General features: G+C 74.1%; 19 protein-coding genes. 11 read left to right on the top strand and 8 right to left on the bottom strand.

Going from position 1 to position 25,766, the window contains the following annotated elements; all coding sequences use genetic code 11:
* The first annotated feature begins 187 nt into the window (after positions 1 to 187).
* From mnmE to ACLIBK_RS13180, 6 genes are all read left to right on the top strand, one after another.
* Positions 188 to 1,504 carry a tRNA uridine-5-carboxymethylaminomethyl(34) synthesis GTPase MnmE gene (mnmE, locus tag ACLIBK_RS13205; protein ID WP_415387727.1) on the top strand — a complete coding sequence of 439 codons (1,317 nt, stop codon included), beginning with the start codon at positions 188 to 190 and terminating at the stop codon, positions 1,502 to 1,504.
* Between the two features lie 118 nt (positions 1,505 to 1,622).
* Positions 1,623 to 2,651 carry an aldo/keto reductase gene (locus ACLIBK_RS13200; protein WP_415387726.1) on the top strand — a complete coding sequence of 343 codons (1,029 nt, stop codon included), beginning with the start codon at positions 1,623 to 1,625 and terminating at the stop codon, positions 2,649 to 2,651.
* Between the two features lie 483 nt (positions 2,652 to 3,134).
* The gene (mnmG, locus tag ACLIBK_RS13195) at positions 3,135 to 5,009 is read left to right on the top strand and encodes a tRNA uridine-5-carboxymethylaminomethyl(34) synthesis enzyme MnmG (RefSeq protein WP_415387800.1); all 1,875 of its coding nucleotides are present in this window, start codon (positions 3,135 to 3,137) and stop codon (positions 5,007 to 5,009) included.
* A complete protein-coding gene (gene rsmG, locus ACLIBK_RS13190; RefSeq protein WP_415387725.1) occupies positions 5,006 to 5,599 on the top strand; it encodes a 16S rRNA (guanine(527)-N(7))-methyltransferase RsmG in 594 nt (197 codons plus the stop codon). The genes mnmG and rsmG overlap by 4 nt, the downstream gene beginning before the upstream one ends.
* A 67-nt stretch (positions 5,600 to 5,666) precedes the next feature.
* Positions 5,667 to 6,467, top strand: coding sequence for a ParA family protein (locus tag ACLIBK_RS13185; RefSeq protein ID WP_415387799.1), 801 nt, complete (start codon positions 5,667 to 5,669; stop codon positions 6,465 to 6,467).
* A gap of 23 nt (positions 6,468 to 6,490) precedes the next feature.
* Positions 6,491 to 7,324: a ParB/RepB/Spo0J family partition protein gene (locus ACLIBK_RS13180; RefSeq protein ID WP_415387798.1), complete on the top strand. Its 834-nt coding sequence runs from the start codon at positions 6,491 to 6,493 to the stop codon at positions 7,322 to 7,324.
* A 261-nt stretch (positions 7,325 to 7,585) separates the two neighbouring features.
* On the opposite strand, the gene holA is transcribed toward ACLIBK_RS13180, so the two are convergent.
* The 5 genes from holA to phaR all read right to left on the bottom strand — a co-directional run bounded on the left by holA (position 7,586) and on the right by phaR (position 13,641).
* The gene (holA, locus tag ACLIBK_RS13175) at positions 7,586 to 8,623 is read right to left on the bottom strand and encodes a DNA polymerase III subunit delta (RefSeq protein WP_415387724.1); all 1,038 of its coding nucleotides are present in this window, start codon (positions 8,621 to 8,623) and stop codon (positions 7,586 to 7,588) included.
* 12 nt (positions 8,624 to 8,635) lie between these two features.
* Positions 8,636 to 9,367: an LPS assembly lipoprotein LptE gene (lptE, locus tag ACLIBK_RS13170; protein WP_415387723.1), complete on the bottom strand. Its 732-nt coding sequence runs from the start codon at positions 9,365 to 9,367 to the stop codon at positions 8,636 to 8,638.
* A 13-nt stretch (positions 9,368 to 9,380) separates the two neighbouring features.
* Positions 9,381 to 11,957, bottom strand: coding sequence for a leucine--tRNA ligase (gene leuS, locus ACLIBK_RS13165; RefSeq protein ID WP_415387722.1), 2,577 nt, complete (start codon positions 11,955 to 11,957; stop codon positions 9,381 to 9,383).
* A 456-nt stretch (positions 11,958 to 12,413) separates the two neighbouring features.
* On the bottom strand, positions 12,414 to 12,878 hold the full coding sequence (locus ACLIBK_RS13160; protein ID WP_415387721.1) for a hypothetical protein: 465 nt from the start codon (positions 12,876 to 12,878) through the stop codon (positions 12,414 to 12,416).
* Positions 12,879 to 13,017: 139 nt separating this feature from the next.
* Positions 13,018 to 13,641 (bottom strand): polyhydroxyalkanoate synthesis repressor PhaR, encoded by a 624-nt coding sequence (phaR, locus tag ACLIBK_RS13155; protein WP_415387720.1) that lies wholly within the window; start codon positions 13,639 to 13,641, stop codon positions 13,018 to 13,020.
* Between the two features lie 611 nt (positions 13,642 to 14,252).
* Here phaR and ACLIBK_RS13150 point away from each other — a divergent pair.
* On the top strand, positions 14,253 to 15,509 hold the full coding sequence (locus ACLIBK_RS13150; RefSeq protein WP_415387719.1) for an alpha/beta fold hydrolase: 1,257 nt from the start codon (positions 14,253 to 14,255) through the stop codon (positions 15,507 to 15,509).
* Between the two features lie 338 nt (positions 15,510 to 15,847).
* Here ACLIBK_RS13150 and hemE read toward each other — a convergent pair whose 3' ends face one another.
* Complete coding sequence (gene hemE / locus ACLIBK_RS13145) at positions 15,848 to 16,894, bottom strand: uroporphyrinogen decarboxylase (protein WP_415387718.1); 1,047 nt, start codon at positions 16,892 to 16,894, stop codon at positions 15,848 to 15,850.
* A 337-nt stretch (positions 16,895 to 17,231) separates the two neighbouring features.
* Between hemE and ACLIBK_RS13140 the strand changes: the two genes are divergently transcribed.
* The 4 genes from ACLIBK_RS13140 (at position 17,232) to ACLIBK_RS13125 (ending at position 21,687) form a co-directional block, all read left to right on the top strand.
* Positions 17,232 to 18,131: a pyruvate, water dikinase regulatory protein gene (locus ACLIBK_RS13140; protein WP_415387717.1), complete on the top strand. Its 900-nt coding sequence runs from the start codon at positions 17,232 to 17,234 to the stop codon at positions 18,129 to 18,131.
* Between the two features lie 488 nt (positions 18,132 to 18,619).
* On the top strand, positions 18,620 to 18,826 hold the full coding sequence (locus ACLIBK_RS13135; protein WP_415387716.1) for a hypothetical protein: 207 nt from the start codon (positions 18,620 to 18,622) through the stop codon (positions 18,824 to 18,826).
* Positions 18,823 to 19,482 (top strand): Maf family protein, encoded by a 660-nt coding sequence (locus ACLIBK_RS13130; RefSeq protein WP_415387715.1) that lies wholly within the window; start codon positions 18,823 to 18,825, stop codon positions 19,480 to 19,482. The genes ACLIBK_RS13135 and ACLIBK_RS13130 overlap by 4 nt, the downstream gene beginning before the upstream one ends.
* Positions 19,483 to 19,656: 174 nt before the next feature.
* The gene (locus ACLIBK_RS13125; RefSeq protein WP_415387714.1) at positions 19,657 to 21,687 is read left to right on the top strand and encodes an AI-2E family transporter; all 2,031 of its coding nucleotides are present in this window, start codon (positions 19,657 to 19,659) and stop codon (positions 21,685 to 21,687) included.
* Between the two features lie 403 nt (positions 21,688 to 22,090).
* On the opposite strand, the gene ACLIBK_RS13120 is transcribed toward ACLIBK_RS13125, so the two are convergent.
* A complete protein-coding gene (locus tag ACLIBK_RS13120) occupies positions 22,091 to 24,271 on the bottom strand; it encodes a YjbH domain-containing protein (protein ID WP_415387713.1) in 2,181 nt (726 codons plus the stop codon).
* A gap of 463 nt (positions 24,272 to 24,734) precedes the next feature.
* Positions 24,735 to 25,730: a tripartite tricarboxylate transporter substrate binding protein gene (locus ACLIBK_RS13115; protein WP_415387712.1), complete on the bottom strand. Its 996-nt coding sequence runs from the start codon at positions 25,728 to 25,730 to the stop codon at positions 24,735 to 24,737.
* Positions 25,731 to 25,766: the final 36 nt, after the last annotated feature.

The raw sequence follows: 25,766 nt of genomic DNA, 5'->3' as shown, positions 1-25,766 counted from the left end.
GGGCCCCTACATGGGGACACGCCGCAGGGCAGGCGAGGCCGAACACCATGCAGAACTCCGCGCGCCGCCGTGCGTGCTCATCTCCCACCACGCCGCGCCACCGTCGGGCTGGCCGCCCGTGCCGCGGCCCGGATCCCCGGCTACCCCGCCATGTCCGCCGCCGCGCGGCGCCGGCGCCCGTCCCGGCATGACCACCGCCGACACCATCTTCGCCCTGGCCTCCGGCGCCGGCCGCGCCGCCGTAGCCGTGCTGCGCCTATCCGGCCCCGACAGCGGCGCCGTGCTGGACCGCCTCGCCGGCCGTCGCCCGGAACCGCGCCGCGCCACGCTGCGCCCCCTGCGCGACGGCACCGGCGAGGTGCTCGACCGCGCCCTGGTGCTGTGGTTCCCCGGCCCCGCCTCCTTTACCGGCGAGGACTCCGCGGAGCTGCACCTGCATGGCGGCCGCGCCGTGATCGCCGCCGTATCCGCCGCCCTGACCGCCGCCGGCGCCCGCCCTGCCGAACCCGGCGAATTCTCCCGCCGCGCCTTCCTGCACGGCAAGCTGGACCTCACCGCCGCCGAGGGCATCGCCGAGCTGGTGGAGGCCGAGACCGAGGCCCAGCGCCGGCAGGCCTTGCAGCAGGCTGGCGGCGCGCTGGGCCGCCTGGCCGCCGGCTGGGCCGGGCGCCTGACCCGCCTGCTGGCGCAGAACGAAGCCGCCATCGAGTTCGCCGAGGAAGACCTGCCCTCCGAATTGGGCGACGCCGTACGCGCCGGCGCCGCCACCCTGGCCGCGGAAATCCGCCACGCCCTGGCCGAGGACGGTGGCCGCGGCGAGCGGCTGCGCGAAGGGCTGCAGGTGGCGATCCTGGGCGCGCCCAATGTCGGCAAGTCCTCGCTGCTGAACGCCCTGGTGGGGCGCGACGCCGCCATCGTTTCCGCCCGCGCCGGCACCACCCGCGACGTGGTGGAAGCACGCACCGTGCTGGCCGGCGTGCCCGCCGTGCTGGCCGACACCGCCGGGCTGCGCGACGCGGCGGAGGAGATCGAGGCCGAGGGCATCCGCCGCGCCCGCCACCGCGGCGAGGCGGCCGACATCGTGCTGGCGGTCTTCGCCGCCGACGCGCCCCCCGACCCCGACACGCTGGCGCTGCTGGCGCGGCGGGACTGCGTCGCCGTGGCCAACCGCTGCGACCTCGCCACCCCCGCGCCCCTCCACGGGGACCAGCCGCCGCTGGCCGTATCCGCCCGCACCGGCGACGGCATGGCGGCGCTGCGCGCCCGGCTGGAAGCGGAAGCGGCCAGCCGGGCCGGCGACGGCGGGCTGCTCACCCGCCCGCGCCACCGCGCGGCGCTGGAGGAAGCGGCGCGCTGGCTGGCCGAGGCCGGCGAGGCGCCGGTGGCGGAACTGGTGTCGGAAGCGCTGCGTCAGGCCTCGCGCGCCCTGGGGCGGCTAACCGGCGCCGTGGGCGTGGAAGCGGTGCTGGACGCGGTATTCCGGGAATTCTGCATCGGCAAGTGAGGCCGACGCCCGCGCCGCCTATAACATCTCCCCCAGGAGCAACCGCCGGGGTGGCGGGCACGCTCCCTCCCTGTTTCCGCGCGCCCGGGCGCGCGTTTCCCGTGAAAGGTCCTGCACCATGGAATATCGGCGCCTCGGCGGATCCGGCTTCAGGGTTCCCGTGCTCTCCTTCGGCACCGGCACCTTCGGCGGCAAGGGCGAGTTCTTCGGCGCCTGGGGCAACACCGACGTGGCGGAGGCCAGCCGCCTGATCGACATCTGTCTCGACGCCGGGCTGACCCTGTTCGACAGCGCCGATAGTTACTCCGGTGGCGTGGCGGAGGAGGTGCTGGGCGCCGCGGTCAAGGGCCGCCGCAACCGCGTCCTGATCTCCACCAAGGCAACCTTCCGCGTCGGCGACGGTCCCAACGACGTCGGCTCCTCCCGCTTCCACCTGATCGAGGCGGTGGACGCCGCGCTGCGCCGCCTTCAGACCGACCACATCGACCTGTTCCAGCTGCACGGCTTCGACGCGCTGACCCCCGTGGAGGAGGTGCTCTCGACGCTCGACGTGCTCGTGCGCGCCGGCAAGATCCGCTACGTCGGCTGCTCCAACTTCTCCGGCTGGCACCTGATGAAGTCGCTGGCCGTGGCCGACCGCCACAACCTGCCCCGCTACGTCGCGCACCAGGCCTACTACTCCCTGGTGGGCCGCGACTACGAGGCGGAACTGATGCCCCTCGGCCTGGACCAGGGTGTCGGCGCGGTGGTCTGGAGCCCGCTGGGCTGGGGCCGCCTGACCGGCAAGCTGCGCCGCGGCCAGCCCTTGCCCGCCACGAGCCGCCTGCACGTCACCGCCGAGCGCGGCCCCCAGGTGGAGGACGAATACCTCTACCGCGTCGTGGACGCGCTGGACGCCGTGGCGGAGGAGACCGGCAAAACCGTGCCGCAGATCGCGCTGAACTGGCTGTTGACCCGCCCCACCGTGTCCAGCGTCATCATCGGCGCCCGCAACGAGGAACAGCTGCGCCAAAACCTCGGCGCCGTCGGCTGGTCCCTGACGCCCGAACAACTCGCTCGCCTCGACGCTGCCAGCGACCGCCCCCTGCCCTACCCGTACTGGCACCAGCGCGGCTTCGCTGAACGTAACCCGCCGCCGGTCGCCTGACACAACCCGCCCGGTCACCCTGCCCGCACGGCGCCCGCTCAGTCCCGCGGTGGCCGCTGTGCAGTAGCTAGGGCATGTGGCTGCGGGTTGGTCCTGGGTGTTCTGCGTTGGCCAGGGGCGCTGCCCCTGGACCCCAGGGCAAAGGCGCAGCCTTTGTCCCGAGCCGGGGAGTTTAAACTCCCCGGACCCCACGTTTGGCGCTCTGCGAGGAGGGGCTTAGGACCACCGTCGCACCACGGGACTGACCTGTCCCGGAGCCCCTCCTCGCGGAGCGCTCATGAGGTCGAGGAGCTTAAGCTCCTCGCGGAGGCTCCAAGGGGGCAGAGCCCCCTTGGCCTCGGCTAGAACACCCAGGAATCACCCGCAGCCCCCCGCCCCAGCCACAGCACGGCAGCCACCGCAGCACGGATCGGACGCCGGGAAGGGCGGTGATCCGCGCGGGTGGCATTCCGCCGCGGTGGGGGGCGGCGCTATATGCGCGGCATGGACGGGCTGATCTGGGACGTGATCGTGGTGGGCGGCGGGCATGCCGGCACGGAGGCCGCGGCTGCGGCGGCCCGGTGCGGGGCGCGCACGCTGCTGCTGACCCACCGGCTGGACCGCATCGGCGAGATGTCGTGCAACCCCGCGATCGGTGGCGTCGGCAAGGGCCACCTGGTGCGCGAGGTCGACGCGCTGGACGGCGTGATCGCCCGCGCGGCGGATGCGGCCGGCATCCACTTCAAGCTGCTCAACGCCAGCAAGGGCCCGGCCGTGCGCGGCCCGCGCCTGCAGGCGGACCGCGCGCTGTTCCGCCGCGCCGTGCAGCGGCTGCTGGCGGAAACGCCCGGCCTGACCTTGCGCGCCGCCGCGGTGGAAGGGCTGGAGCGCGACGCCGAGGGCGGCATCGGCGGCGTGCGGCTGGCCGACGGCGAGCTGCTGCGCTGCGGCGCCCTGGTGATCACCGCCGGCACCTTCCTGCGCGGCGAAATCCATGTCGGCCCCGAGCGCAGCCCCGCCGGCCGGGTGGGCGATCCCCCTGCCCTCGGTCTCGCCCTGGCGCTGGCCTCCCTCGGCCTGCCCACGGCGCGGCTGAAGACCGGCACACCGCCGCGGCTGGACGGCCGCACGATCGACTGGGCCGGGCTGGAGATGCAGCCGGGCGACGCCGTGCCCGAACCCCTTTCCTGGCTGACGGAGGGCATCACCAACCCGCAGGTCAGCTGCGGCATCACCGCCACCACGCCCGCCACCCACGCGCTGATCCGCGCCAACCTCGACCAGGCACCGATCCATTCCGGCCAGATCACCGGTCGCGGCCCGCGCTACTGCCCCTCCATCGAGGACAAGGTGGTGCGCTTCGCCGAGCGCGAGCGGCACCAGATCTTCCTGGAGCCCGAGGGGCTGGACGACCCCACCGTCTACCCCAACGGCATCTCGACCAGCCTGCCCGCGGCGCTGCAGGCCGCCATGGTGCACACCATCCCCGGGCTGGAACGCGCGGCCATCCTGCGCCCGGGCTACGCGGTGGAATACGACCACCTCGACCCCCGCGCGCTGCGCCCCACGCTGGAAGCCCGCGCCGTGCCGCGGCTGTTCCTGGCCGGCCAGGTGAACGGCACCACCGGCTACGAGGAAGCCGCGGCGCAAGGCATCCTGGCCGGGGTCAACGCCGCCTGGCGCGCCTCGGGCAGCACGGAGGAGCGCACCCTGCTGCGCTCGGACGCCTATCTCGGCGTGCTGGTGGACGACCTCACCACCCAGGGCGTTTCCGAGCCCTACCGCATGCTCACCGCCCGCGCCGAGCACCGGCTGTCGCTGCGCGCCGACAATGCCGGGCTGCGCCTGACCGACACCGGCCTGCGCTGGAACTGCGTCGGCCCCGAGCGCGCCGCCCGGCACCGCGCCTTCGCCGCCGCCGTGTCCGACGCCCTGGCCCGCGCCCGTGCCGAGACCGGCACGCCCGAGAGCCTCGCCGCCTCCGGCATCGCCGTGAACCGCGACGGTCGCCGCCGCGACGTGCTGGAGGTGCTGGCCCTGGCCGGCCCCGCCGCGGCCGACGCTTTTCCCTGGCTGCGCGACCTGCCGCGCGGCGTGCTGGCGCAGCTGGAGGCGGAAGCGCTCTACGCGCCCTATCTTCGCCGCCAGGAAGCCGAGATGCTCCTCCTGGAACGCGAGGAGCGCCTGCGCATCCCCGATGGGCTGGACTTCGACGCCGTGCCAGGCCTTTCCACCGAGATGCGCCAGCGCCTCGACGCCGCCCGCCCCGCCACGCTGGGCAGCGCCGGCCGCGTGCCCGGCATCACCCCCGCCGGCCTCGCTGCCCTGGCGGGCCATCTCCGCCGCCTCGCCAACCCGCGCCAGCCCGTCCCGGCATGAGCGGTGTTTCACGTGAAACAGCGGCGCGGCTGGACGGCTACGCCGCCCTGCTGCTGCGCTGGAATGCCCGCATCAACCTGATCGCCCCGGGCGACGCCGCTGCCTTCCGCCAGCGCCACGTCGAGGACTCGCTGCAACTGCTGCCGCTGCTGCCGGCGGGCACCGGGCCGGCCGCCGACCTCGGCTCGGGAGGCGGGTTGCCCGGCCTCGTGCTCGCCCTGTGCGAGCCCGGGCGTCCCTGGCATCTCGTGGAAGCCGACAAGCGCAAATCCGCCTTCCTGCGCACCGCCGCCGCGGAACTCGGCGCCACCAACGTCGCTGTGCACAGCAGCCGAATCGAGGACACCACGCTGCCGCCCCTCGCCCTCCTCACCGCGCGCGCCCTGGCGCCGCTCACGACGCTCCTGCCTTTCGCCGAACGCTTCCTGGCCCCTTCGGGCGTTGCGGTCTTCCCCAAGGGCCGCAACGCCGGCGCCGAGTTGACCGAGGCCGCGGCGGCATGGACCATGCAGGTCGAACGCTTCCCCAGCCGGACCGATCCGTCCGCCACCCTCCTCCGCATCACCGGGATACGCCGTGCCGGGACCTGACCTTTCCCCTTCGGCCGAAGCCGGCGCGAAACCCGCCGCCCGCGGTCGCCCGCCAGCCCGCCGCCTCGTGCTGGCCAACCAGAAAGGCGGCGTCGGCAAGACCACCACCGCGGTGAACCTGGCCACGGCGCTGGCCTCCACCGAGCGCGTGCTGCTGATCGACCTCGACCCGCAGGGCAACGCGTCCACCGGCCTGGGCGTGCCGCGCGCCGGCCGCGGCGACGGCTCCTACGCCCTGCTCACCGGCCAGCGCGAGCTGGCCGAGGTGGTGCGCCCGACCGCCGTGCCCAACCTCCACCTCCTGGCGGCGGATGCCGACCTCGCAGGGGCCGAGATCGAGCTGGTGTCGGAGGACCGCCGCGAGCACCGCCTCGCCGACGCGCTGGCCGCCGGCGAGGGCGAGGTGCTGTCGCGCTTCGACCGCGTGCTGGTGGACTGCCCGCCCTCGCTGGGCCTGCTGACGCTCAACGCCCTGGTGGCCGCCCACGCCGTGCTGGTGCCGCTGCAGGCGGAGTTCTTCGCCCTCGAAGGCGTATCGCAGATCTCGCGCACGCTGGACCGCGTCCGCCGCTCCCTCAACCCCGGCCTGGAGCTGGAGGGCATCGTGCTGACCATGGTGGACCGCCGCAACAACCTGTCGGAGCTGGTGTCGGCCGACGTGCGCGCCTTCTTCAAGGACCGCGTCTTCGACACCACCATCCCCCGCAACGTCCGCGTCAGCGAGGCGCCCTCGCACGGCCAGCCCGTGATCCTCTACGACGTGCGCTCGGCCGGCGCGCAGGCCTATATCCGCCTCGCCGCCGAACTGCTGAAGCGCGAGCGCGCCCGCCGTCCCAAGACGCCGAAAGCCAGGAAGGACGCCCCGTGAGCAAGAAGCCCTCCCGCCTCGGCATGGGGCTCTCCGCTCTGCTGGGCGAGGCCCCCACCACCGCCGCCGACAGCCAGCGCAACCTGCCGATCGAGGCGCTGGAGCCCGGCCCCTTCCAGCCGCGCGGCCCGATGGAGCCCGAAGCCCTGGCCGAGCTCGCCGCCTCCATCCGCGAGCACGGCGTCCTGCAGCCCATCCTGGTGCGCCCCAAGCCGGGCGGGGCCGGCACCTGGCAGATCATCGGCGGCGAGCGCCGCTGGCGCGCCGCGCAGCAGGCCAAGCTGCACGAGGTCCCCGTGGTAGTACGCGACCTCGACGACCGCGCCGCCATGGCCGCGGGCCTGGTGGAGAACCTGCAGCGCGAGGACCTCAATCCGCTGGAGGAGGCCCAAGGGTACCACCGCCTGACGGAGGAGTTCGGCCTGCGCCAGGAAGCCCTGGGCCAGGCCGTGGGCAAGAGCCGCTCCCACGTCGCCAACACGCTGCGCCTGCTCAACCTGCCGCCGCGCGTGCGCGACCTGCTGTCCCGCGGCAGCCTGTCCGCCGGCCATGCCCGCGCCCTGCTCACCGCCGAAAACCCGCTCAAGCTGGCCGAGCAGGTCATCACCCGCGGCCTCAACGTCCGCCAGACCGAGGCCCTGGCCGCCGCCGCCGCCAAGCCCGCCGCCGCCCGTGCCCAGGACCCGGAAACCCGTGACCTGGAGAGGCAACTCTCCGAACGCCTCGGCCTGCGCGTCGTCCTCAAACGCGCCGGCCGCGGCGGCCAGCTCGTGGTGTCCTGGCGCGACCTCGACCAGCTCGACGGCCTCGTGCAGCTGCTGATGCCGCCGGTCGCGCCGGTGCGTTGGAAGGCGTAGCGCCGGGTGGCCTCACGAGGGGGCTCTGCCCCCTCGCGCTCCCCCGCCAGGAACCTGATGTTCCTGGACCTCCCATTCGTAAAAGTGTGGCGCTGGTGGATGGGGAGTGCTCCACGACGCGGCTTCGCCGTCGTGGAGCACTCCCCATCCACCAGCGCCAACTCACGGCGGGGTCCGGGGACCTACGAGGTCCCCGGCGCGGGCAAAGGCTCCGCCTTTGCCTGGGGTGCAGGGGGCGGCGCCCCCTGCGGGCCACCAGCGCTACCGCCGCCCCAACACCGCCGCCCGACGTGCCAGTGCCATCAGCGCCTCGCGCGCCACGGCGACGTCGGGGACGGGCTTGCCGGTGCCGCCGGACTTCACGCGCACCTCGGTGCGCAGCAGGGCGGCGCCGGCCTCGGCCAGGGCGTCGGGGCGCCACAGGCGCAGGGCGCGCTCGAAGGCGGGCTTGTCGCGGAAGAACACGGGCGGGCGCAGCGCCTGCATGGCGGTGCCGGGGGGCTGCCCCTGCGCCACGGCCAGGGCGGCCAAGTGCAGGCGCTGGACGTGGCGCAGCGCGCCGCGCAGGGCGGCCACGGGGTGGGTGCCCTCGGTGAAGGCGGCCTGCAGGGCACGGTCGGTGCGGGACAGGTCGCCGGTGGTGGCCGCCATCAGCGCGGTGCCGAGGTCGCCGCTCTCGCTGTCGTCCAGGCAGGCGAGCACGTCCTCCTCGCCCACCGCATTGCCGGCGCCGACGTAGAGCGCCAGCTTCTCCAGCTCCCGGCGCAGCATGCGGCGGTCCTCGCCGCCATGCTCCACCAGCCATTCCAGCGCCGCGGGTTCCACCCGCTCCACCCCCTGCTCGCGCAGGATGGCGGCGATGCTGACCCCCAGCTCGGCACCGCGCTCGCGCCAGCACTCCACCGCCACGGCATCGCCCGGACCTTCCGCCAGGGCGCGCAGCTTGGAGGTCCGCGGCAACTCGCCCGCTTCCAGCACCACCAGCGCTTCGCCGGGGCCGGCCAGCACCTCGCGCGCCGCAGGGGCCAGGGCGTCCGTGGCATCGCGCACCCGCACGAAGCGGCGGCCGCCGGTCATCGCCAGGGCGGCGGCCTCGCCGGCCAGCACGCCCGGGCGCTGCGCCTGGTCGCGCGCCAGGTCGGCGACGCGGAACGGGTCGTCGCTGCCCACCACGGCGGCGCGCAGCGCGTCGGCCCGCTCGCGCGCCAGGCCGGGATCATCGCCGAAGAACAGCACCAGCCGCGCCTTACCAGGGTCGCGCAGGAAGGCCGCGAGTCGCCGCGGCTCCAGCTTCGGCACGCCGCGGCGCGGTCAGGCCGGCCCGCGGCCGGGCAGCGCGGGGCCACCCGCCGGCGCGGCGGGGGCGCCATCGGCGGCGGCGCGCGGCGCGGCGCTGCCGGGCGCAGCGCGCGGGGCCGCACCCCCGGGGACCGGCTGCGGCACGGCGGCGGCCTGCGGCGCTGCCGGGGCGGCGGACAGGGCCACCGCCACCTTCTCCACGATGTCGGCCGCGAGCTGCTGCACCAGCCGCTGCTGCGCCGCTTCCGTGCTGACATCGGCGGCGAAGAACTGGTTGTCGGGGATGTTGGCGGCGTCGAAGGCGCGCTCCGTGCCGCTGGCCACCACCACCGGCGGCACCGACAGCGTGGAGAGCGACCAGGGCGCGGTGAAGGTGATGCGCTGCCGGGTGGGCGTGCCGCTGCGCAGGAAGCCCTGCATCTCCACCCCGGCCTGCAGGCTGGCGCTGAGGCTGTAGCGCGCCGCCGTGCCGGTTCCGCCGCTTTCCAGCTGCTGCTGCAGGGCGCGGCGCAGCAGCTGGCCGTTGCGCTCGGGGATCAGCCCCACCCGCACCGCCGCCAGGTCGGCCGAGGCGACGCCGGCGGCCGCGCTGCGCTCACCGCCGCCGCCGGGCGCGTGCAGCGGCTGGAAGCCGCAGCCCGCGACGGACACCGCCAGCACCGCCAGCAGGCCGCGGCGCGCCCAGGCGTCCCGCCCCCGCGCCCCGTATCCCCGCCCTACGGCTCCGCGCACCGGCTCGCTCATGCCACGCCCTCCCTCAGACGACGAAGTTGACCACGCGCCCCGGCACGTGGATGCGCTTGCGGACGGTCTTGCCGGCCAGGGCGCGCTGCACGTTCTCCTCCGCTTCCGCGATGGCCAGCACCGTGGCCTCGTCGGCGCCGGCGGGCACGGAGATGGTGGCGCGCAGCTTGCCCAGCACCTGCACGGCGATCGTCACGCTGTCCACGACCAGCAGCGCGGGATCCGCCTCCGGCCAGTCCAGCTCCGCCACCAGCCGGTCGCTGCCGGGCCGCAGCAGGGACCACAGCTCCTCCGCCAGGTGCGGCATGGCCGGGGCGATCAGCCGCGCCAGCATCTCCAGCGCCTCGCGCCGCGCCGCCGGGTCGGCGTCGCGCGCTTCCTCCACGGCGTTGGCCAGCTCGTGCAGCCGCGCCACGGCGACGTTGAAGGCGAAGGAGCCCAGCGCTTCCGTGACCGCGGCGATCGTGCGGTGCGTCGCCTGCCGCAGCGGCCGTCCCGCCTCGGTGAAGCCCGCGCCCTCGCCCAGCGTCGGCAGCGCACCCTGCACCAGCCGCCACAGCCGCTGCACGAAGCGGTGGGCGCCGGCGACGCCGTTCTCCGACCATTCCATGTCCCGCTCCGGCGGGTTGTCGGACAGGATGAACCAGCGCGCCGTGTCGGCGCCGTAGCGGCCGATGATGGCGCCGGGGTCGATGGTGTTGCGCTTGCTCTTGGACATCGCCTCGACGCGGCCGGTGGTCACGGCCTCGCCGGTGGTGCGGTGCACGGCGCCGCCGTCGCGGAACTCCACCTCCTCCGGGTAGAGCCAGCGCCCGTCGGCCCCCTTGTACGAGGCGTGCTGCACCATCCCCTGGGTGAACAGCCCGGCGAAGGGCTCGGACACCGACAGGTGCCCGGTCTCGCGCATGGCGCGGGCGAAGAAGCGCGAATACAGCAGGTGCAGGATCGCGTGCTCGATGCCGCCGATATACTGGTCCACCGGCAGCCAGGCATCCACCGCCGCCTTCACCACGGGCACGTCGGCACGCGGCGAGCAGAAGCGCGCGTAGTACCAGGAACTGTCCACGAAGGTGTCGAAGGTGTCGGTTTCCCGCCGCGCCGCCGCGCCGCAGCGCGGGCAGTCCACGTGCTTCCACGTCGGGTGGTGGTCCAGCGGGTTGCCGGGACGCGAAAAGTCCACGTCGTCGGGCAGCTTCACCGGCAGCTGCTCCTTGGGCACCGGCACTACGCCGCAGGCCTCGCAGTGGATCGCCGGGATCGGGCAGCCCCAGTAGCGCTGGCGCGACACGCCCCAGTCGCGCAGGCGCCAGTTCACCACCCCCGTGCCGGCGCCCTTGCCCTCCAGCGCCTCGATCGCCGCGCGCTTGCCGCTCGCCACGTCCAGCCCGTCCAGGAAGCGCGAGTTGAACAGCGTGCCGTCCTCGGTGAAAGCCGTGTCGCCGACGGCGAAGTTGGCGGGATCGGCGCCGGCGGGCAGCACCACGGGCGGCACGGGCAGCCCGTACTTGCGCGCGAAGTCCAGGTCGCGCTGGTCGTGCGCGGGGCAGCCGAACAGAGAGCCGGTGCCGTATTCCATCAGCACGAAGTTGGCGATCCAGACCGGGAAGCTGGCACCCTCGATGAAGGGATGCGCGACGCGGAAGCCGGTGTCGAAGCCGCGCTTCTCCGCCTGCTCGATATTGGCCTCGGAAGTGCCCATCGCCCGGCACTCCGCCACGAAGGTCGCGGCGTCCTCGCTGCGCGCCGCCGCGGCCGCGGCCAGCGGGTGCTCGGCGGCGACGGCCAGGAAGCTCATGCCGAACAGCGTGTCGGGGCGAGTGGTGAAGACCTCCACCTCGTCGAGGCCGTCCACCGCTTCGACCAGCGGGAAGCGCACCCGCGCGCCCTCGGAACGGCCGATCCAATTGGCCTGCATGGTGCGCACGCGCTCGGGCCAGCGGTCCAAGCCGTTCAGCGCTTCCAGCAGCTCGGGCGCAAACTTGGTGATGCTCAGGAACCACTGGCTCAGCGACTTCTTCTCGACCGGCGCGCCGGAGCGCCAGCCGCGGCCGTCGATCACCTGCTCGTTGGCCAGCACCGTGCCGTCCACCGGGTCCCAGTTGACCCAGCTCTCCTTGCGCTCCACCAACCCGGCCGCCCAGAAGTCCAGGAACAGCGACTGCTGCTGCCCGTAGTATTCCGGGTCGCAGGTGGCGAACTCGCGCGCCCACTCGATGCTCAGCCCCATGCGCTTCAGCTCGGCGCGCATCGCGGCGATGTTGTCGTAGGTCCACTTCCCTGGATGCACGCCGCGCTCGCGCGCCGCGTTCTCCGCCGGCAGGCCGAAGGCGTCCCAGCCCATCGGGTGCATCACCAGATGCCCGGTGGCGCGCTTATGCCGCGCGATCACGTCGCCCAGCGTGTAGTTGCGCACATGCCCCATGTGGATCTTGCCGGAGGGGTAGGGAAACATCTCCAGCACGTAGCTCTTGGGCTTGCTGCCGTCGGGCACGTCGGGCACGGCGAAGCAGGCGCGCCGCTCCCACTCGGCCTGCCAGCGCGGCTCGGCCTCGGCGAAATCGTAGCGGGCAGGCGGGATGGTGTCGTTCATCACTCGGTTCGGCTGAGGAAAGCGTTTCCGGCCAGAATTAGGCCGCGCGGGGGTGGCTGGGAAGGGCGCAGGCGCGGGGGCCGCATGCGCCGCCCTGCGCGACCGGCCGGGTAAGGCGGCGCGCGTTGCTCCGGGAGGGAGAAGGAATTCTCCCTCCCGAACCCACCCTCATCTTTTTTCGGGAGCTGCCGGGTCGGGGTGGATACCTCCGCCGCCCTGCGGCCAGGAGAGATTTTGAGCTGTCAGCGCGCGCTGATGCCGCCGTCGCCGGAGGGCACGGCCCTCCGGCGCGCCCGAGGTGTCAGTCCCGACCGCGGCAGCGAGGACGAAGAAAGATGAGGGGGAGGGTCCGGGAGGGGGAGAATTCTTTCTCTCCCTCCTGGGCAGCCACCCGGATCGGGCTTCCATCCATCATGCCCATCGCTTCGCGTACCGGCCCAGGGTGCGCTCCCCGCTTCACGGCCCGCTGTCCCGCAGCGCGAGGGCGCGCGGTGTCAGCACCAGGCCCGCCGGCAGCAGCCGCAGCAGTTCGCGCCCCCGGGCCTCGCCCGCCACGTCCACGAACAGCGTCGCGCCGCTGCGCGCATGAAAGGCGATGCGGGTGGAGAAGGGGTTCCAGGGCGCGTCCACCTGCGCGATTTCGGCAAAGGGCCAGTGGTCGAAGCGGAATATCTTGAAGCGCAACCCGTCGGGCGCCACCGCGAAGCGCGCGCTCAGGTTGTTCTTGCTGTAGCCGAGGAAGCGGCCGCCGCGCAGCAGGCCGCGCACGGGAAAGGTGACGGTGCCGTCCATCTCGCGCGAGGGCGGCGCATCCGACTTCCGCCGTGCCCGCAGGATCAGCCACAGCGCCAACCCGCCGGAAAGCGGGATCACGGCAAACATCATCGTGAGGGCGATGATGAGAGCGGCGTCGTCCTCCATGCCCACTCCCCCGCAACACCGGCCGCAGCGAAGCCATCTCGGCCGCGCATCGTTCCAGGCTCCCCCGGCAGCAGCATCCGGCCAATCCGCCGCGGTGCGGCCCTCCCGGCCCGTGGCGGCGGGTCCCGCGCTCCCGCCTTCAGCCCTTGCCGGTCTTGCGCAGCCCGGCCAACTCGCGCTTGAGCATGTCCAGCTCCTCGCGCAGCAACTCCACCTCGGTGGGTGGGGCGGGCTCCTCCGGGCGGCTGGGGGATGCGGCGGCGGGAAAGGGGCTGAACAGGCTCATGGCGCGTTCCATCATCGCCATGTTCTGCTTGCCCAGCTCCTCCAGGTTGGAAAAGGGCGCCGCCGCCGCCACGAAGGGGTTGAGCCCGCCCACCCCCAGCGCCGCGGCGGATTTGCGCATCTGTTCCTGCTGCTGCGCGAAGCCGCCCATCGCCATTTCCAGGTAGCGCGGCACCACCGACTGCAGGCTGTCGCCGTACAGCCCGATCAGCTGCCGCAGAAAGGAGGTCGGCAGCAGGTTGCGGCCCTTGCTCTCCTCCTCGACGATGATCTGCGTCAGCACGGAACGCGTGATGTCGTCGCCGGACTTGGCGTCGAACACCACGAAGTCGCGGCCGCGCCGAATCATCCCCGCCAGGTCGTCCAGCGTGACGTAGGAGCTGCTCTCGGTGTTGTAGAGGCGGCGGTTGGCGTATTTCTTTACCACCACCGGCGGACCGGCGGGGGTGGCCTCGGCACCCTCCGTTCCGCCAGCCATCCCCGTCCCGGCCCCGGAAGCCGCGTTGGGGCCCGATCCGGAGGTTGCCCCGGGGGTCGCGTCCGCCGTCGTCCCGGGCGTCGCCCCAGGGGTCGGCGTCACCTTCGTGTTGTCCGCCATGGGACGGCCTCCCTGCCGTTGCGGGATCATGCTAGCCCTCCCTTGCCGCACTGCGAAAGACTCACGCTGCGGAAGGAGCGACATGGCGGAGGTCCCGGGAGATGGCGCGCCCGACGGCACGCTGGATCGTTTGGCGGAAGATTGGATCGCGCTGTGGCAGTCGGAGATCGCGGGATGGGCGGCGGACCCCGAGCTGCTGCGGCTGTTGAACGCCTGGGCGGCCGCTCCCGCCCTGGCCGCGGCCGCTGCGGCGCAGCCCGCCGCCGGCCTGCCGCCCTCGCCCTGGCCGCCGGGCACCTTTCCTGCCGGCTTCCCCGGCGCCTTTCCAGGCGCCTTCCCCGGCACCGCCGCGGGGCCGTTCCCGGAATTTACCCCCGGTGCCTTTGCCGGCTTCCCGCCCGCCCCGCCTGCTGGCGCCTTTCCTGGCCCATTTCACCCCGCTTCTCCCCCGGGCCCTGCCCCCTGGGCCGCCGCGCCGGAGGCGGGGGCGCATGACCCCGCGTCGCGGACCCCGCCCGCTGCCGCTGCACCTGGGCCTGGCGGGGCTGCGGGGCTGGGCGGCGCTGGCGAGCCTGCCGCCCTCCTCCGCCGCTTGGCCGAGCTGGAGCGCCGGCTGGCCGATCTCGAGGGCAGGACGGGCGGAAGCGCAGCGCCTGCTCGCCCGGCTCGACGCGTCCGGCTCAAGCGCCGCTGAACTGCGCGAGGCGGTCAGCCGCCGCCTGGGCGCCGACAACGCGGCCCTGATCGCCGGCATCGCCGCCTATCGCCGCCACCCCGAAGGCCCCCCGCCGCCGCCTGCGCCCCCGACCCTCTGGGCGGAAGGCACGACCCGCCTGCTGGACCATGCTTCCGGCGCCACCGGCCCGGCGATCCTCTTCGTGCCGTCCCTGGTGAACCGGGCGCGGGTGCTGGACCTGCTGCCCGGCCATTCCCTGCTGCGCTGGTTCGCCGCCCAGGGCACGCACCCCCTGCTGCTGGATTGGGACAGCCCCGGCGAGGCCGAGCGCGGCATGGACCTGACCGGCTTCATCGCCGGCCGGCTGGAACGCGCCCTGGCTGCCGCCCAGGCCGCCACGGGCGGGCCGGTGATCCTGGCCGGCTACTGCATGGGCGGGCTGCTGACCCTGGCCGCGGCGATCCGCCGCCCCGAGCTGGTGCGCGGCCTGGCCCTGCTCGCCACCCCCTGGGACTTCTGGGCCGACGGCGCCGAGGCCCGCTCGCGCGCCCTGGCCGCCCTGCTGCCCGCGCTGGAGCCCGCCCTGGCCGCCACCGGCACCCTGCCCGTGGAAGCGCTGCAGGCGCTGTTTTCCGGCCTCGACCCCTTCGGCGTGTCGCGCAAGTTCCGTGGCTTCCCCCGCCTGGACCCGGCTTCTCCTCGCACAACCCTGTTCGTGGCGCTGGAGGACTGGCTCAACGACGGCATCCCCCTGCCCGCCCCCGTGGCCCGCGAAACCCTGGCCGGCTGGTACGGCGAGAACACCCCCGCCCGCCTGCGCTGGCGCGTCGCCGGCCGCGTCGTGGACCCCGCCGACTGGCCCGGCCCCAGCTTCCTGGCCATTCCCCACCGCGACCGCATCGTCCCCCCCGACAGCGCCCGCGCCCTGGCCGCCCGCCTGCCCCGCGCCGTCCTGCACGACGCCCCCGCCGGCCACATCGGCATGGCCGCCGGCTCCACCGCCGAAACCGCCCTCTGGCAACCCCTGCTGGCCTGGGCCACGGCGGTGTCCCGGGAGTCTCCGCAGGGCTGACGCCGTGGCTTCGGGGGCGTGGCTCTGGGTGGCTCACGAGGGGGCTCTGCCCCCTCGCGCTCCCCCGCCGGGAAACTGATGTTCCTGGACCTCCCATTCGTAAAAGAACGGAGTTGGTGGACAGGTGGGGCACTTCGCGGCGGCTGCGCCCGCGAAGTGCCCCACCTGTCCACCAACTCCAACTCACGGCGGGGTACGGGGACCTACGAGGTCCCCGGCGCGGGCAAAGGCTTCGCCTTTGCCTGGGGTGCAGGGGGCGGCGCCCCCTGCGGGCCACTTAGCGCACCGCCCCCCGAAGCCGCGGCTTCCAGTCCCGGAAAGCCTCCCGCGCCGCCGCCTCAGCCGGTCCGCACGAGGCGGACCAGGGCGGCGACGTGCTCGGGGGGAGTCGGCGGGACGATGCCGTGGCCGAGGTTGAAGATGAACGGGCGGCCGCGCAGCGCGGCGAGCAGGGCGCGCGCCTCGGCTTCCAGGGCGGGGCCGCCGGACACCAGGGCCTGGGGGTCCAGGTTGCCCTGCAGCGCCAGGTTGGGCGGCAGGTTGGCGGCGGCCCAGCGCGGGTCCATGGCGGTGTCCAGCCCCACCGCCTGCACGCCCGTGCGCTGGGCGTATTCCACCAGCAGCGGCCCGGCGAGCCGGGGAAAGCCGATGATCGGGAAGCCCGCCGGCAGCCGCTTGCGCAGCCGGCGCACCAGCTCGGCCGTGGGCTCGATCACCCAGCGGCGGAACTGCGCCGGCGGCAGCAGCCCGGCCCAGCTGTCGAACAGCATCAGCACCTCGGCGCCGGCCTCCACCTGGCCCAGCAGGTATTCCGCCGTGGCGTCGGTGAGCGAGCGGATGAGTCGGCCGAACAGGGCAGGGTCGCTGTAGGCCAGCCGCCGGGCCTGCGCGAACTCGCCGCCGCCGCGCCCCTCCACCATGTAGCAGGCCACCGTCCAGGGCGATCCGGCGAAGCCGATCAGGGCGCTGCGCTGGTGCTGCACGTCCAGCAGGGCGCGCACCCGGGCCACGGTCTCGAAGATCGGCGCCGCGCGTTCCGCGACTCCCGTCACCCGCAGCGCCCCAATGCTGGCCGCGTCGCGCACGGGTTCCAGCAACGGCCCCTCGCCTTCGGCGAAGCGCAGCGGCTGGCCCATGGCCCAGGGCACCATCAGGATGTCGGAGAACAGGATGGCCGCGTCGAAGCCGTAGCGGCGCAGGGGCTGCAGAGTCACCTCCGCCGCCAGTTCCGGGTTAGTGCACAGGGCGATGAAGTCCCCCGCTTGGGCGCGCACCTCACGGTATTCGGGCAGGTACCGCCCGGCCTGGCGCATCAGCCACATCGGTGGCGGCCACACGGACTCACCGGCAAGGGTACGAAGGATCGGCTTGTCCGGCGTGTCCATGGCGCCCTTCTCACTCAAAGATATGAGTCAGAGAAGAGTCTGTGGTGGTTAAGGGGGCCTGTGGATAACGAGGACGCAGCCCGCCCACAGACTCAGACCCGGGTTATCCACAGATCGGGAAATGCCGTGACTCGGCGCGGAGTCAGCGAGTCCCTGACTCAGCCCCCGCATCGGCCTGAGTCACGCCGCCGGTTCTCCCGGATGGAACGGCAGGTGACTCACCGTCCCCGACTCTCCCAGGCCCGGAGTCAGGCCCCGGAGTTTTCCCCGACTCCCCCAGTCTTCCCCGTTATCCTCCCCAGCCTATCCTGCCCCCGGGAACCGCCAGGACACCGCCATGCCCCCACGCGCCATCAACCTGCACCTCGTGTCCGACAGCACCGGGGAAACGCTCAGCTCCATGACGCGCGCCACCCTCGCCCGCTTCGAGGACCCGCACGCCATCCAGCATCGGTGGTTCCTGGTGCGCTCGCGCTTCCAGCTGGAACAGGTGCTGGAAGGCATTCAGGCGGAGCCGGGGCCGGTGCTCTACACCATCGCCGACCGCTCGATCCGGCATTCCCTGGAGGAGTTCATCGGCAAACTCGGGGTACGCTCGCTGTCGGTGCTGGACCCCATGCTGGACCTGCTGCAGGCCGAGATCGGCGAGAGCGCCAAGGAGAAGCGCGGCGCCCAGCACGTGCTGGACGCCGACTATTTCCGCCGCATCGACGCCATGCACTACGTCCTGGCGCACGACGACGGCCAGGGCACCGCCGGCATCCACGAGGCCGATGTCTGCATCGTCGGCGTGTCCCGCTCCTCCAAGACGCCGACCTGCTTCTATCTGGCCAACCGCGGCATCAAGGCAGCCAACGTCCCCATCGTCCCCGGTGCTCCCCTGCCCACCGAGCTGGAGGACCCGCCCTGCCCGGTGGTGGGCCTGACCATCGACGTCGCCGCCCTGATCGAGATCCGCCGCCACCGCCTGCGCCTGATCGGCGCCGTCGGCATGCGCCAGGACGCCACCGACTACGTCGACCAGGATGCAGTGAAGGCCGAGATCCTGGCCGCCCGCCGTCTCTGCACCGCCCATGGCTGGCCCGTGATCGACGTCACCCGCCGCTCCATCGAGGAAACCGCCGCCACCGTCCTCCAACTCAAGGAAGCTTGGCACGCCCGCCGCGCCCGCCCCGCCACCCTCACCCCGCCCCGCGACCCGGCCGCCACCGCCCTGGCCCAGCCCGACTCCCCCTGACCCGGTCGGCCATCGCCGTTCCGGGTGCCGCTGCTTCGCTCGGGCCGGTGGGTGTCGGTCGGTTCCTGGGTGTTCGGACGTTGGCCAGGGGCGCTGCCCCTGGACCCCGCCGGGGAGTTTAAACTCCCCGGACCCCACTTTGAGTGCCTCCGGCGGGGGCGGGATGGCCGACGGCAGCCATGATGGACAGCACTGTCCAACCCGCCCCCGCCGGAGGCACCCATAAGGTCCAGGAGCCTAAGCTCCTGGCGGGGTGTTCAGAGGGGCAGAGCCCCTCTGGCCCAGGCCCGAACACTTCAGGACCACCCGTCTCACCCAGCCCCGGCGAAGCAGCGGCACCCAGGACGGCGGTGATCCGCCCGGGGCGGGAGGGTGTCCGGGGGCATGGGTTGGGCGGGGGGTGCGCAACCTCGTGGCACGCCGGGGCTTGAACCGGCAGGCGCGGGCGGGTGTGTGTTGCACCGCCCGCCAGCAGGAGCGCAGGCCGCATGTCCGACCCGACTCAGCCGACCCCGACCATCCCCAACAGCCCCACGGCGCCCGAGATCCCGCCGGCCAGCCCGCCGGCGCCGACCCCGCAGATCCCCTCCGACCCGCGCCCGGGCACCCTGCCGGACAGCCCGGCCTCGCCGCCCGAGGTGGCGCCGAGCACGCCGCACCCGGCCAATCCCCCGACGGTGCAGCCGCAGGGGTGAGCGGCGCAGCGGTCCCGCCGGTGCAGGCAGAACGGCCGGCGCTGGTGCTGGCCAGCGCCTCCGCCGCGCGGACGGCGGTGCTGCGCGCCGCCGGCCTGCGCTTCGAGGCACTGCCGGCCGCGGTGGACGAGGAAAGCCTCAAGGCCAGCGCCCGCGCCGAGGGCTTCCCCTCCGGCGAGGCCGCCCTGCTGCTGGCGGAGGCCAAGGCCCGCCGGATCGCCGACCGGCTGGCGCGCAACGGCGCGGAGGACGCGCTGGTGATCGGCGCCGACCAGCTCCTCACCTGCCAGGTCGACGGCGAGGAGCGCTGGTTCGACAAGCCGCGCGACCTCGCCGAAGCCCGGGCGCACCTGCAGACCCTGCGCAACCGGGAGCACCGGCTGCACACGGCGCTGCTGTGCTGGCGCAACGGCGCCCGGATCTGGCACCACCTCGCCACGCCGCGGCTGGTGATGCGCGACTTCTCCGACGCCTTCCTGGACCGCTACCTGGAGGCCGAGGGTGAGGCGCTGCTGCATTCCGTCGGCGCCTACCGGCTGGAAGGGCTGGGCGCGCAACTGTTCAACCGCGTGGAGGGTGAGCAGGCCGCCATCCTCGGCCTGCCGCTGCTGCCCCTGCTGGACTTCCTCCGCCAGCACGGCGTGCTGCTGCGCTGAGGAACGGCCGCGGTAGCGGCGCCCTTCGCCGCAGGGCGGGCGGCGCGCCCCTGCGCGAAGCGGCGTGACACCCGGGCCGGAACTTCCTCACGGCAGCTTGCGTTGACCATTCGCCGTGGGCCCCGGTGCCCGCGGTGCATGGTGGGGATTGCCCGGCGCCCAGGACCCCCCCGCATGCCCCGCTTCCCGGACGCCAGCCGCAGGACCCCGATGCCCTTTCCCGTCAGCCTGCGGCGCGTGAAGCTGAACTCCCAGGTGCACGTGTCCCCCGCCGGCGTGCCCGGCTCGGGCTTCGGCGTGCTTTACGCCGCGGCCGCCGTGGTGGCGGTGCTGTACTTCGCGCGAGAACTGCTGGTGCCGCTGGTGCTGGCGGCGCTGCTCTGCTTCGTGCTGGCCCCGGCGGTGCGGCAGCTGCGGCGGGTGCACGTGCCGCGGGTGGCGGCGGTGCTGGTCACGGCAGCGCTGGCCTTCGGGCTGCTGGCAGCGATCGGGCTGGTAATGGGCAAGCAGATGGCCGAACTGGCCATGGAGCTGCCGCGCTACCAGGCCACGGTGAGCCGCAAGATCGACGACCTCACCGGCGGCTCGGGCATGGTCGGGCGCTTCGCCAACCTGCTGCACGACCTCGGCCAGAGCCTGTCGCAGCGGGAACAGCCCGAAGCCCTACCGGCCCTGCCCGCCAACGAGGCGCGGCCCTTTCCCGTGGAGGTCCGCCAGCCCGACCCCGGCACGCTGGAACTGCTGCAGCGCGTGATCGAGCCGCTGCTCGGCCCGGTGGCCAAGCTGGGCATCGTGATCGTCTTCGTGATCTTCCTACTGCTGTACCGGGAAGACATGCGCGACCGGCTGATCAAGCTGATGGGCTCGCGCGACCTGCAGCGCACCACCGCGGCGCTGGACGACGCGGCCGACCGGCTCAGCCGCTACTTCCTGGCGCAAACGGTGGTGAACACCGGCTTCGGCCTGGGGATCACGCTGGGCCTGTGGCTGATCGGCATCCCCTCGCCGCTGCTCTGGGGCATCCTGGCCGGGCTGATGCGCTTCGTGCCCTTCGTGGGCGGCTTCATCGCCGCGGCCTTCCCCATCCTGCTGGCCATGGCGGTGGACCCCGGCTGGACCACGCTGCTCTGGACCCTGGCGCTGTTCCTGGTGGCCGAGCCGCTGATGGGCAACGCGGTGGAGCCGATGATCTACGGCCACAGCACCGGCCTGTCCCCCGTGGCGGTGCTGCTGGCCACCGCCTTCTGGGCCTGGCTTTGGGGCCCGCTGGGCATGCTGCTGGCGACCCCGCTGACCGTGGGGCTGGTGGTGCTGGGCCGCCACGTCGACCAGCTGGAATTCCTCGACGTGATGCTGGGCGACCGCGAAGCCCTGAAACCGCCCGAAGCCTTCTATCAGCGCGCCCTGGCCGGCGACGGCGACGGTTTGACCGAGCAGGCCGAAACCCAGCTGCGCGCCGCCCCCCTGGCCGCCTATTACGACGAGGTCGCGCTGCCCGGCCTCGCCCTGGCGCAGGCCGACGCCGCGCGCGACGCGCTGGACCAGGCCCGCATGGACGCGGTGCGCGAGCGCGTGGACAACCTGCTGGACGAGCTGTCCGAGCACGAGGACGTGGCGGAGCCGGTGCTGGGCGAGGGCCCCGTGGCCCCCGAGCCCGGCGACCCCTCGGAGATGCGCGGCGTCGCGGCCCCGCCGGTCGGCCCTGCCCCGTCCTGGCAGCAGCCCGGCGCAGTGCTGTGCCTGGCCGGGCGCGGCCGCTTCGACGCCCAGGCCGCCGCCATGCTGGCGCAGGTGCTGGCGCAGCACGGGCTCGGCACCGCCGTGCTGCCCAACGAGGCCCTGCGCGACCCCGCCCTGGCCACCCGCGGCGGGGCGGCCGTGCGCGGCGTCTGCCTGTCCCTGCTGGAAGGCGGCAGCAGCGCCGCCAGCGCCCGCTATGCCCTGCGCCGCCTGCGCCGCCGCTTCCCCGGCGCCGTGCTGATGGTGGGCGCCTGGGGCGGCGACCGCGGCGGCCCCCTGCTCTCTGCCCTGTGCGACGGCGAAGCCCCCGACCACTGCGTCACCTCCCTGCGCGACGCCGCCGAAGCCTGGCTGACCACCGCCCGCGCCGACGCCCCGCAACCCGCCCCGGCCCCGGCGCCCGAGCCGGTCCCGGAGCCGCGCTCCACCCTGCCGGACGCGGGCTCCGCCTGGTCGCCGGCCTGACGCGGTTCCGCTGCGGTCCTTGTACCGGGGGGTGGGTTCGCGTTCGGGTGGCCCTGGTTGGTCCTGGGTGTTCCGACGTTGGCCAGGGGCGCTGCCCCTGGACCCCGCCGGGGAGTTTAAACTCCCCGGACCCCACGTTGAGTGCCTCCGGCGGGGGCGGGGGATGGCCGAGGTTAGGCCACCCGGACAAACCTTGTCCGAGCCCGCCCCCGCCGGAGGCACTCATGAGGTCGAGGAGCCTAAGCTCCTCGCGGGGTGTCCAGAGGGGCAGGGCCCCTCTGGCCCAGGCCCGAACAGCCAGGCTCCACCGAAGCCACCCCGAACGCGAACCCACTCCCCGGCACAGCAACCACGGCGTCCCGCGGCAGGCCGGCCCGGCGGGGGTTCGCGTCCGGCGGGCGCATCACTCCGCAAAGCCGGACACACCGCGGCGCAGGGCGTCGGCGCGGCCGTCGCGGGTGACGGTCCACAGCGGGTTGTCCACCGCCAGGCGCTGGCCGCCGTCGCGCTGCACCGGGCGGATCAGCGCCTGGCCCACGGCGCGGCTGTTGGCGCCCAGCAGGTCCAGCGGGAAGCGGACATAGATCCCCTTGTCGAAGGAGCCTTCGCCGAAGCGGGAAAACGGCACGTCCGTCAGGGTGGCGAAGCCGCCGACCTCGATGCCGCTGTCGAAGCGCCGGCCCAGTTCCAGCGTGGCGCCCCAGTCCCCGGCCAGGTAGCGGCCGGCGCGCAGCACGGCGTAGAGGTTCCACACCGGCAGGTCGGCGTAGAGCGAGGCGTGCCCGGTGGTGACGGAATAGTTCCGGAAGCCGAAGCGCCCGTCCGTGTCGCGCTGCCGCACCCAGTTCAGGTCCAGCCCCACCGCCCAGGAGGCACCGCTCGGGCGCCACAGCGCCTCGGTCGAAACGCCGCCGAACATCGGCTCCAGCAGCCCGGCAGTGGCGCGGGCGAAGACATCCGGGGCGAGGTTCCAGATCCGCTCGGCATACAGGGCGGGGATCGAAGTCTTCCCGTCGCGGGCATAGAGCGCGTAGTCGCTGCGCACGTGCGGCAACCGGCTGTCGGAGGGCAGGCCCTCGTCCAGGTTGCCGGCCAGCACCTGCTGCACCGCCCCCGCCAGGCCGAAGCCGGCGCCCAACTGCAGCCGCGCCCCCGCCGCCGCCCCGGCCTGCCAACGCATGGTGCGGGACGGGTCGCCCAGGATCAGCGCCAGCCGCGGTTCCAGGGCGTAGGTGAAGGCGGTGTCGGGCGCTCGCACCTCGCCGGGCCAGCCTTCGCCGGTGGCGGGCAGCAGCACGGTGTCGGCGAAGGCTTCCTCCGGGCTGCCGGTGCCGCGCGCCGGGCCCAGCAGGCTGTCGCGCGGCGCCAGCACCTGGGCGACCTCGGCACCGCCCAGCCACCAGGACACCCGCAGCGCCCGCGCCTGCGGCGGCAGGATCGGCTCGGCGGCGCGCGCCACCCGGGCGGCGACCTGCGCCAGGGTGCGGAACGGCCCGTCCGCCACGGCGATGCGCGCTTCCGCCCCGTCCAGCGCCACGGCGAGCGGGCGGAAGCCGGCCGCCGTCAGCGCCGCGAACAGGCGCTGCGGCAGGGTGGCCTCGGCGCCGGCTTCCGCCGCGGCGCGGCCGGGAACGAGCGTGCCCCCCGCGACCGGCCCTGACAGCCCGGACAGGCCTGCCTGCCCGTAGCCCCCAGCGGACCCGGACGGCCTGCCCTGCCCCGCCGCCACGGGCTGGGCGGCGAGCGCCGGCGGCGGCGGGCGCGGCACGCGCGGCGGGTCGGCGGGGTCCAGGCGGAACGACACGCGGAACAGCAGGTCCGTGCCGTGCACGAAGCTGACCCCGGCATCGATGGTGTCGTTCGACCATTGCAGCCCGGCGTTCAGCCGCGTCGCCGCCCGGCCGCGCAGCCCCTCGGTGCGGGCCGGGTAGCCGCCGCGCTCGTCGCGCAGGTCGTCGCCCGACCATTCCAGCTTGGCGCGCAGCCCGTCCACCACCCCGAAGGGCGTGTCCAGCGCGGGGATCGAGTATTCCACCCCCCCGAACAGCGACACCGAGCCGCCGCCGAACAGGTCCGTCCGCAGCGTGCCGCCCCGCCCCACCGAGCGCCGGCGGTCCTCGAACCGCCCCGACAGGGCGGCCAGCGGGTTGCGCAGGTCCTCCCCCGTGCCCAGCCGCCCCCAGCCCAGCCCGAGGCTGAGGTCGAAGCGGTTCCACCGCTTGGAGGCCACGAGGTATTCCCCGGCATAGATGCCGGTGCCGATCAGGTCCTGCAGCCCGATCGCGAGCGCCGGGTTCCACTCGCCCTCCGCCAGCAGCCGCAGCTTCAGGTCCAGCGCGCGGTCGGTGGTGGTGCCGCTGCCGGTGGTGCCGTTCAGCCGCTCGCTGAGGCGGAAGGTGCCCTCCAGGAAAGGGAGGGCCTGGAAGTTGAGGAAGAAGAAGCGCCGCTGGTGGCGCAGCGACGCGCCCGCTTCCAGCGTGCCGTCCTCCCGCAGCCGGGCGTTGCGGGTCTCGATCAGCCCGACGCCGCCGAAATCGCTGCCCGTGGCCGGCACCTCCTCCGCCAGCGCGGGGCGCAGGCCCAAGCAGCCTCCGAGCAGGAGGGCGGGAAGGAGGATGCGAGGGAGCACGTGCGCCGGGAACAGGTTGCGGCGAAGTCCCGCATGGGTGACGGCCGAACACAAGCTCTGTCCAGAACCGCGAGGAACGGCTCGCCCACCGATGCGCTCATCATGTCACGGTCCGCCCCCGCGCCGGGCCGCTGAGCGCGGGCGGCACCGGGAGGGAGAAGGAATTCTCTCTCCCGGACCCACCCTCATCTTATTTCAGGAGGCTGCCGCCGTCGGGGTTGAGACGTGGGGCGCTTCAAGCCAAAAAAACGTTCATTGCACGCTGCACGGGCTGCCATCGCCGTCGCCGGAGGGCCCAGCCCTCCGGCGCACCCGACGTCTCAACCCCGACGGCGGCAGCCTCCCGAAAAAAGATGAGGGGGAGGGTCCGGGAGGGGGAGAATTCCTTCTCCCCCTCCCGGCGACCGGCGTCCCCGCCTCAGTCCACCCGCGCCCCGGACGCGCGCACCACCTCCGGCCAGCGCGCCGCCTCGGCGCGGATCAGCGCCGTGAAGGCGTCGGCGCCCGTGCCGGTCACCTGGAGGGCCTGGGCACGCAGCTGGTCGCCCACCTCCGGCAGCGCCAGCGCCCGGGCGATCTCCGCCGCCAGCCGCGACACGATCGGCGCCGGCGTGCCGGCGGGGGCGACGATGCCCTGCCAGGTCACCACCTCGAAGCCGGGAAAGCCGCTCTCGGCCACCGTCGGCACGCCCGGCAGGGCCGGGTCGCGCGCGGCGGAGGTCACGGCCAGGGCGCGGATGCGGCCGGCGCGGATCTGCTCGATCGCCGCCGGCAGCGTCACCAGCAGCGCGTCCACGTGGCCGCCCACCAGGTCCACCACCGCCGGCCCGCCGCCGCGATAGGGCACATGCGTCCAGCCCGCCCCCGAGGCACGGCTCAGCAGCGCCCCCGCGAGGTGGCCGAGGCTGCCATTGCCCTGCGAGGCCATCGTGATCCGCCCTTCGGCTTCCCGCGCCAGCGCCAGGAAGCCGCCGAGGTCGCGCGCTTCCAGCCCGTCGCGCACCACCAGCACCTGCGGCGCGCGCACCGCCTCGGCCACGCCGACGAAGTCGCGGGCGGGGTCATAGCCGACGCGCGGGTACAGCGCCGGGTTGATCGCCAGCACGTCGGAGCCGACCAGCAGCGTGTAGCCGTCCGGCCGGGCGCGGGCGACGTATTCGAAGGCGAGGTTGCTGCCCGCCCCCGCCATGTTCTCCGCCACCACGGGATGGCCGAGCGTGGCGGTGAGCCGCTTGGCCAGCACGCGGCCCACGATGTCCAGGCTGCCGCCCGGCGCCACGGGGATGATCAGCCGCACCGGCCGGTCCGGCCAGGCAGCCTCGGGCTGGGCCAGGGCGGCGCGGGCGGGCAGCAGCGGCGGCAGCGCGGCGGGCAGCAGGGCGGCGAGCAGGGATCGTCGAAGCAAGGCGGGCATGAGCAGGGATTCCCGGGATTTTGGCAAGGTTTTCTC

This window comes from Roseomonas sp. BN140053, assembly GCF_047690175.1.
Lineage (GTDB): Bacteria > Pseudomonadota > Alphaproteobacteria > Acetobacterales > Acetobacteraceae > Roseomonas.
Note: the sequence above shows the minus strand (reverse complement) of the source record. Positions and strands in the feature narration are given on the sequence as shown.

Excerpts from the sequence above, each read along its gene's own strand:
- ACLIBK_RS13180 (WP_415387798.1), top strand. The coding sequence starts at position 6,491 with ATGGGGCTCTCCGCTCTGCTGGGCGAGGCCCCCACCACCGCCGCCGAC.
- rsmG (WP_415387725.1), top strand. The coding sequence starts at position 5,006 with ATGAGCGGTGTTTCACGTGAAACAGCGGCGCGGCTGGACGGCTACGCC.
- lptE (WP_415387723.1), bottom strand. The coding sequence starts at position 9,367 with ATGAGCGAGCCGGTGCGCGGAGCCGTAGGGCGGGGATACGGGGCGCGG.
- ACLIBK_RS13125 (WP_415387714.1), top strand. The coding sequence starts at position 19,657 with ATGCCCCGCTTCCCGGACGCCAGCCGCAGGACCCCGATGCCCTTTCCC.
- hemE (WP_415387718.1), bottom strand. The coding sequence starts at position 16,894 with ATGGACACGCCGGACAAGCCGATCCTTCGTACCCTTGCCGGTGAGTCC.
- ACLIBK_RS13200 (WP_415387726.1), top strand. The coding sequence starts at position 1,623 with ATGGAATATCGGCGCCTCGGCGGATCCGGCTTCAGGGTTCCCGTGCTC.
- mnmG (WP_415387800.1), top strand. The coding sequence starts at position 3,135 with ATGGACGGGCTGATCTGGGACGTGATCGTGGTGGGCGGCGGGCATGCC.
- ACLIBK_RS13135 (WP_415387716.1), top strand. The coding sequence starts at position 18,620 with ATGTCCGACCCGACTCAGCCGACCCCGACCATCCCCAACAGCCCCACG.
- ACLIBK_RS13140 (WP_415387717.1), top strand. The coding sequence starts at position 17,232 with ATGCCCCCACGCGCCATCAACCTGCACCTCGTGTCCGACAGCACCGGG.
- ACLIBK_RS13115 (WP_415387712.1), bottom strand. The coding sequence starts at position 25,730 with ATGCCCGCCTTGCTTCGACGATCCCTGCTCGCCGCCCTGCTGCCCGCC.
- ACLIBK_RS13150 (WP_415387719.1), top strand. The coding sequence starts at position 14,253 with ATGACCCCGCGTCGCGGACCCCGCCCGCTGCCGCTGCACCTGGGCCTG.
- ACLIBK_RS13160 (WP_415387721.1), bottom strand. The coding sequence starts at position 12,878 with ATGGAGGACGACGCCGCTCTCATCATCGCCCTCACGATGATGTTTGCC.
- leuS (WP_415387722.1), bottom strand. The coding sequence starts at position 11,957 with ATGAACGACACCATCCCGCCTGCCCGCTACGATTTCGCCGAGGCCGAG.
- phaR (WP_415387720.1), bottom strand. The coding sequence starts at position 13,641 with ATGGCTGGCGGAACGGAGGGTGCCGAGGCCACCCCCGCCGGTCCGCCG.
- mnmE (WP_415387727.1), top strand. The coding sequence starts at position 188 with ATGACCACCGCCGACACCATCTTCGCCCTGGCCTCCGGCGCCGGCCGC.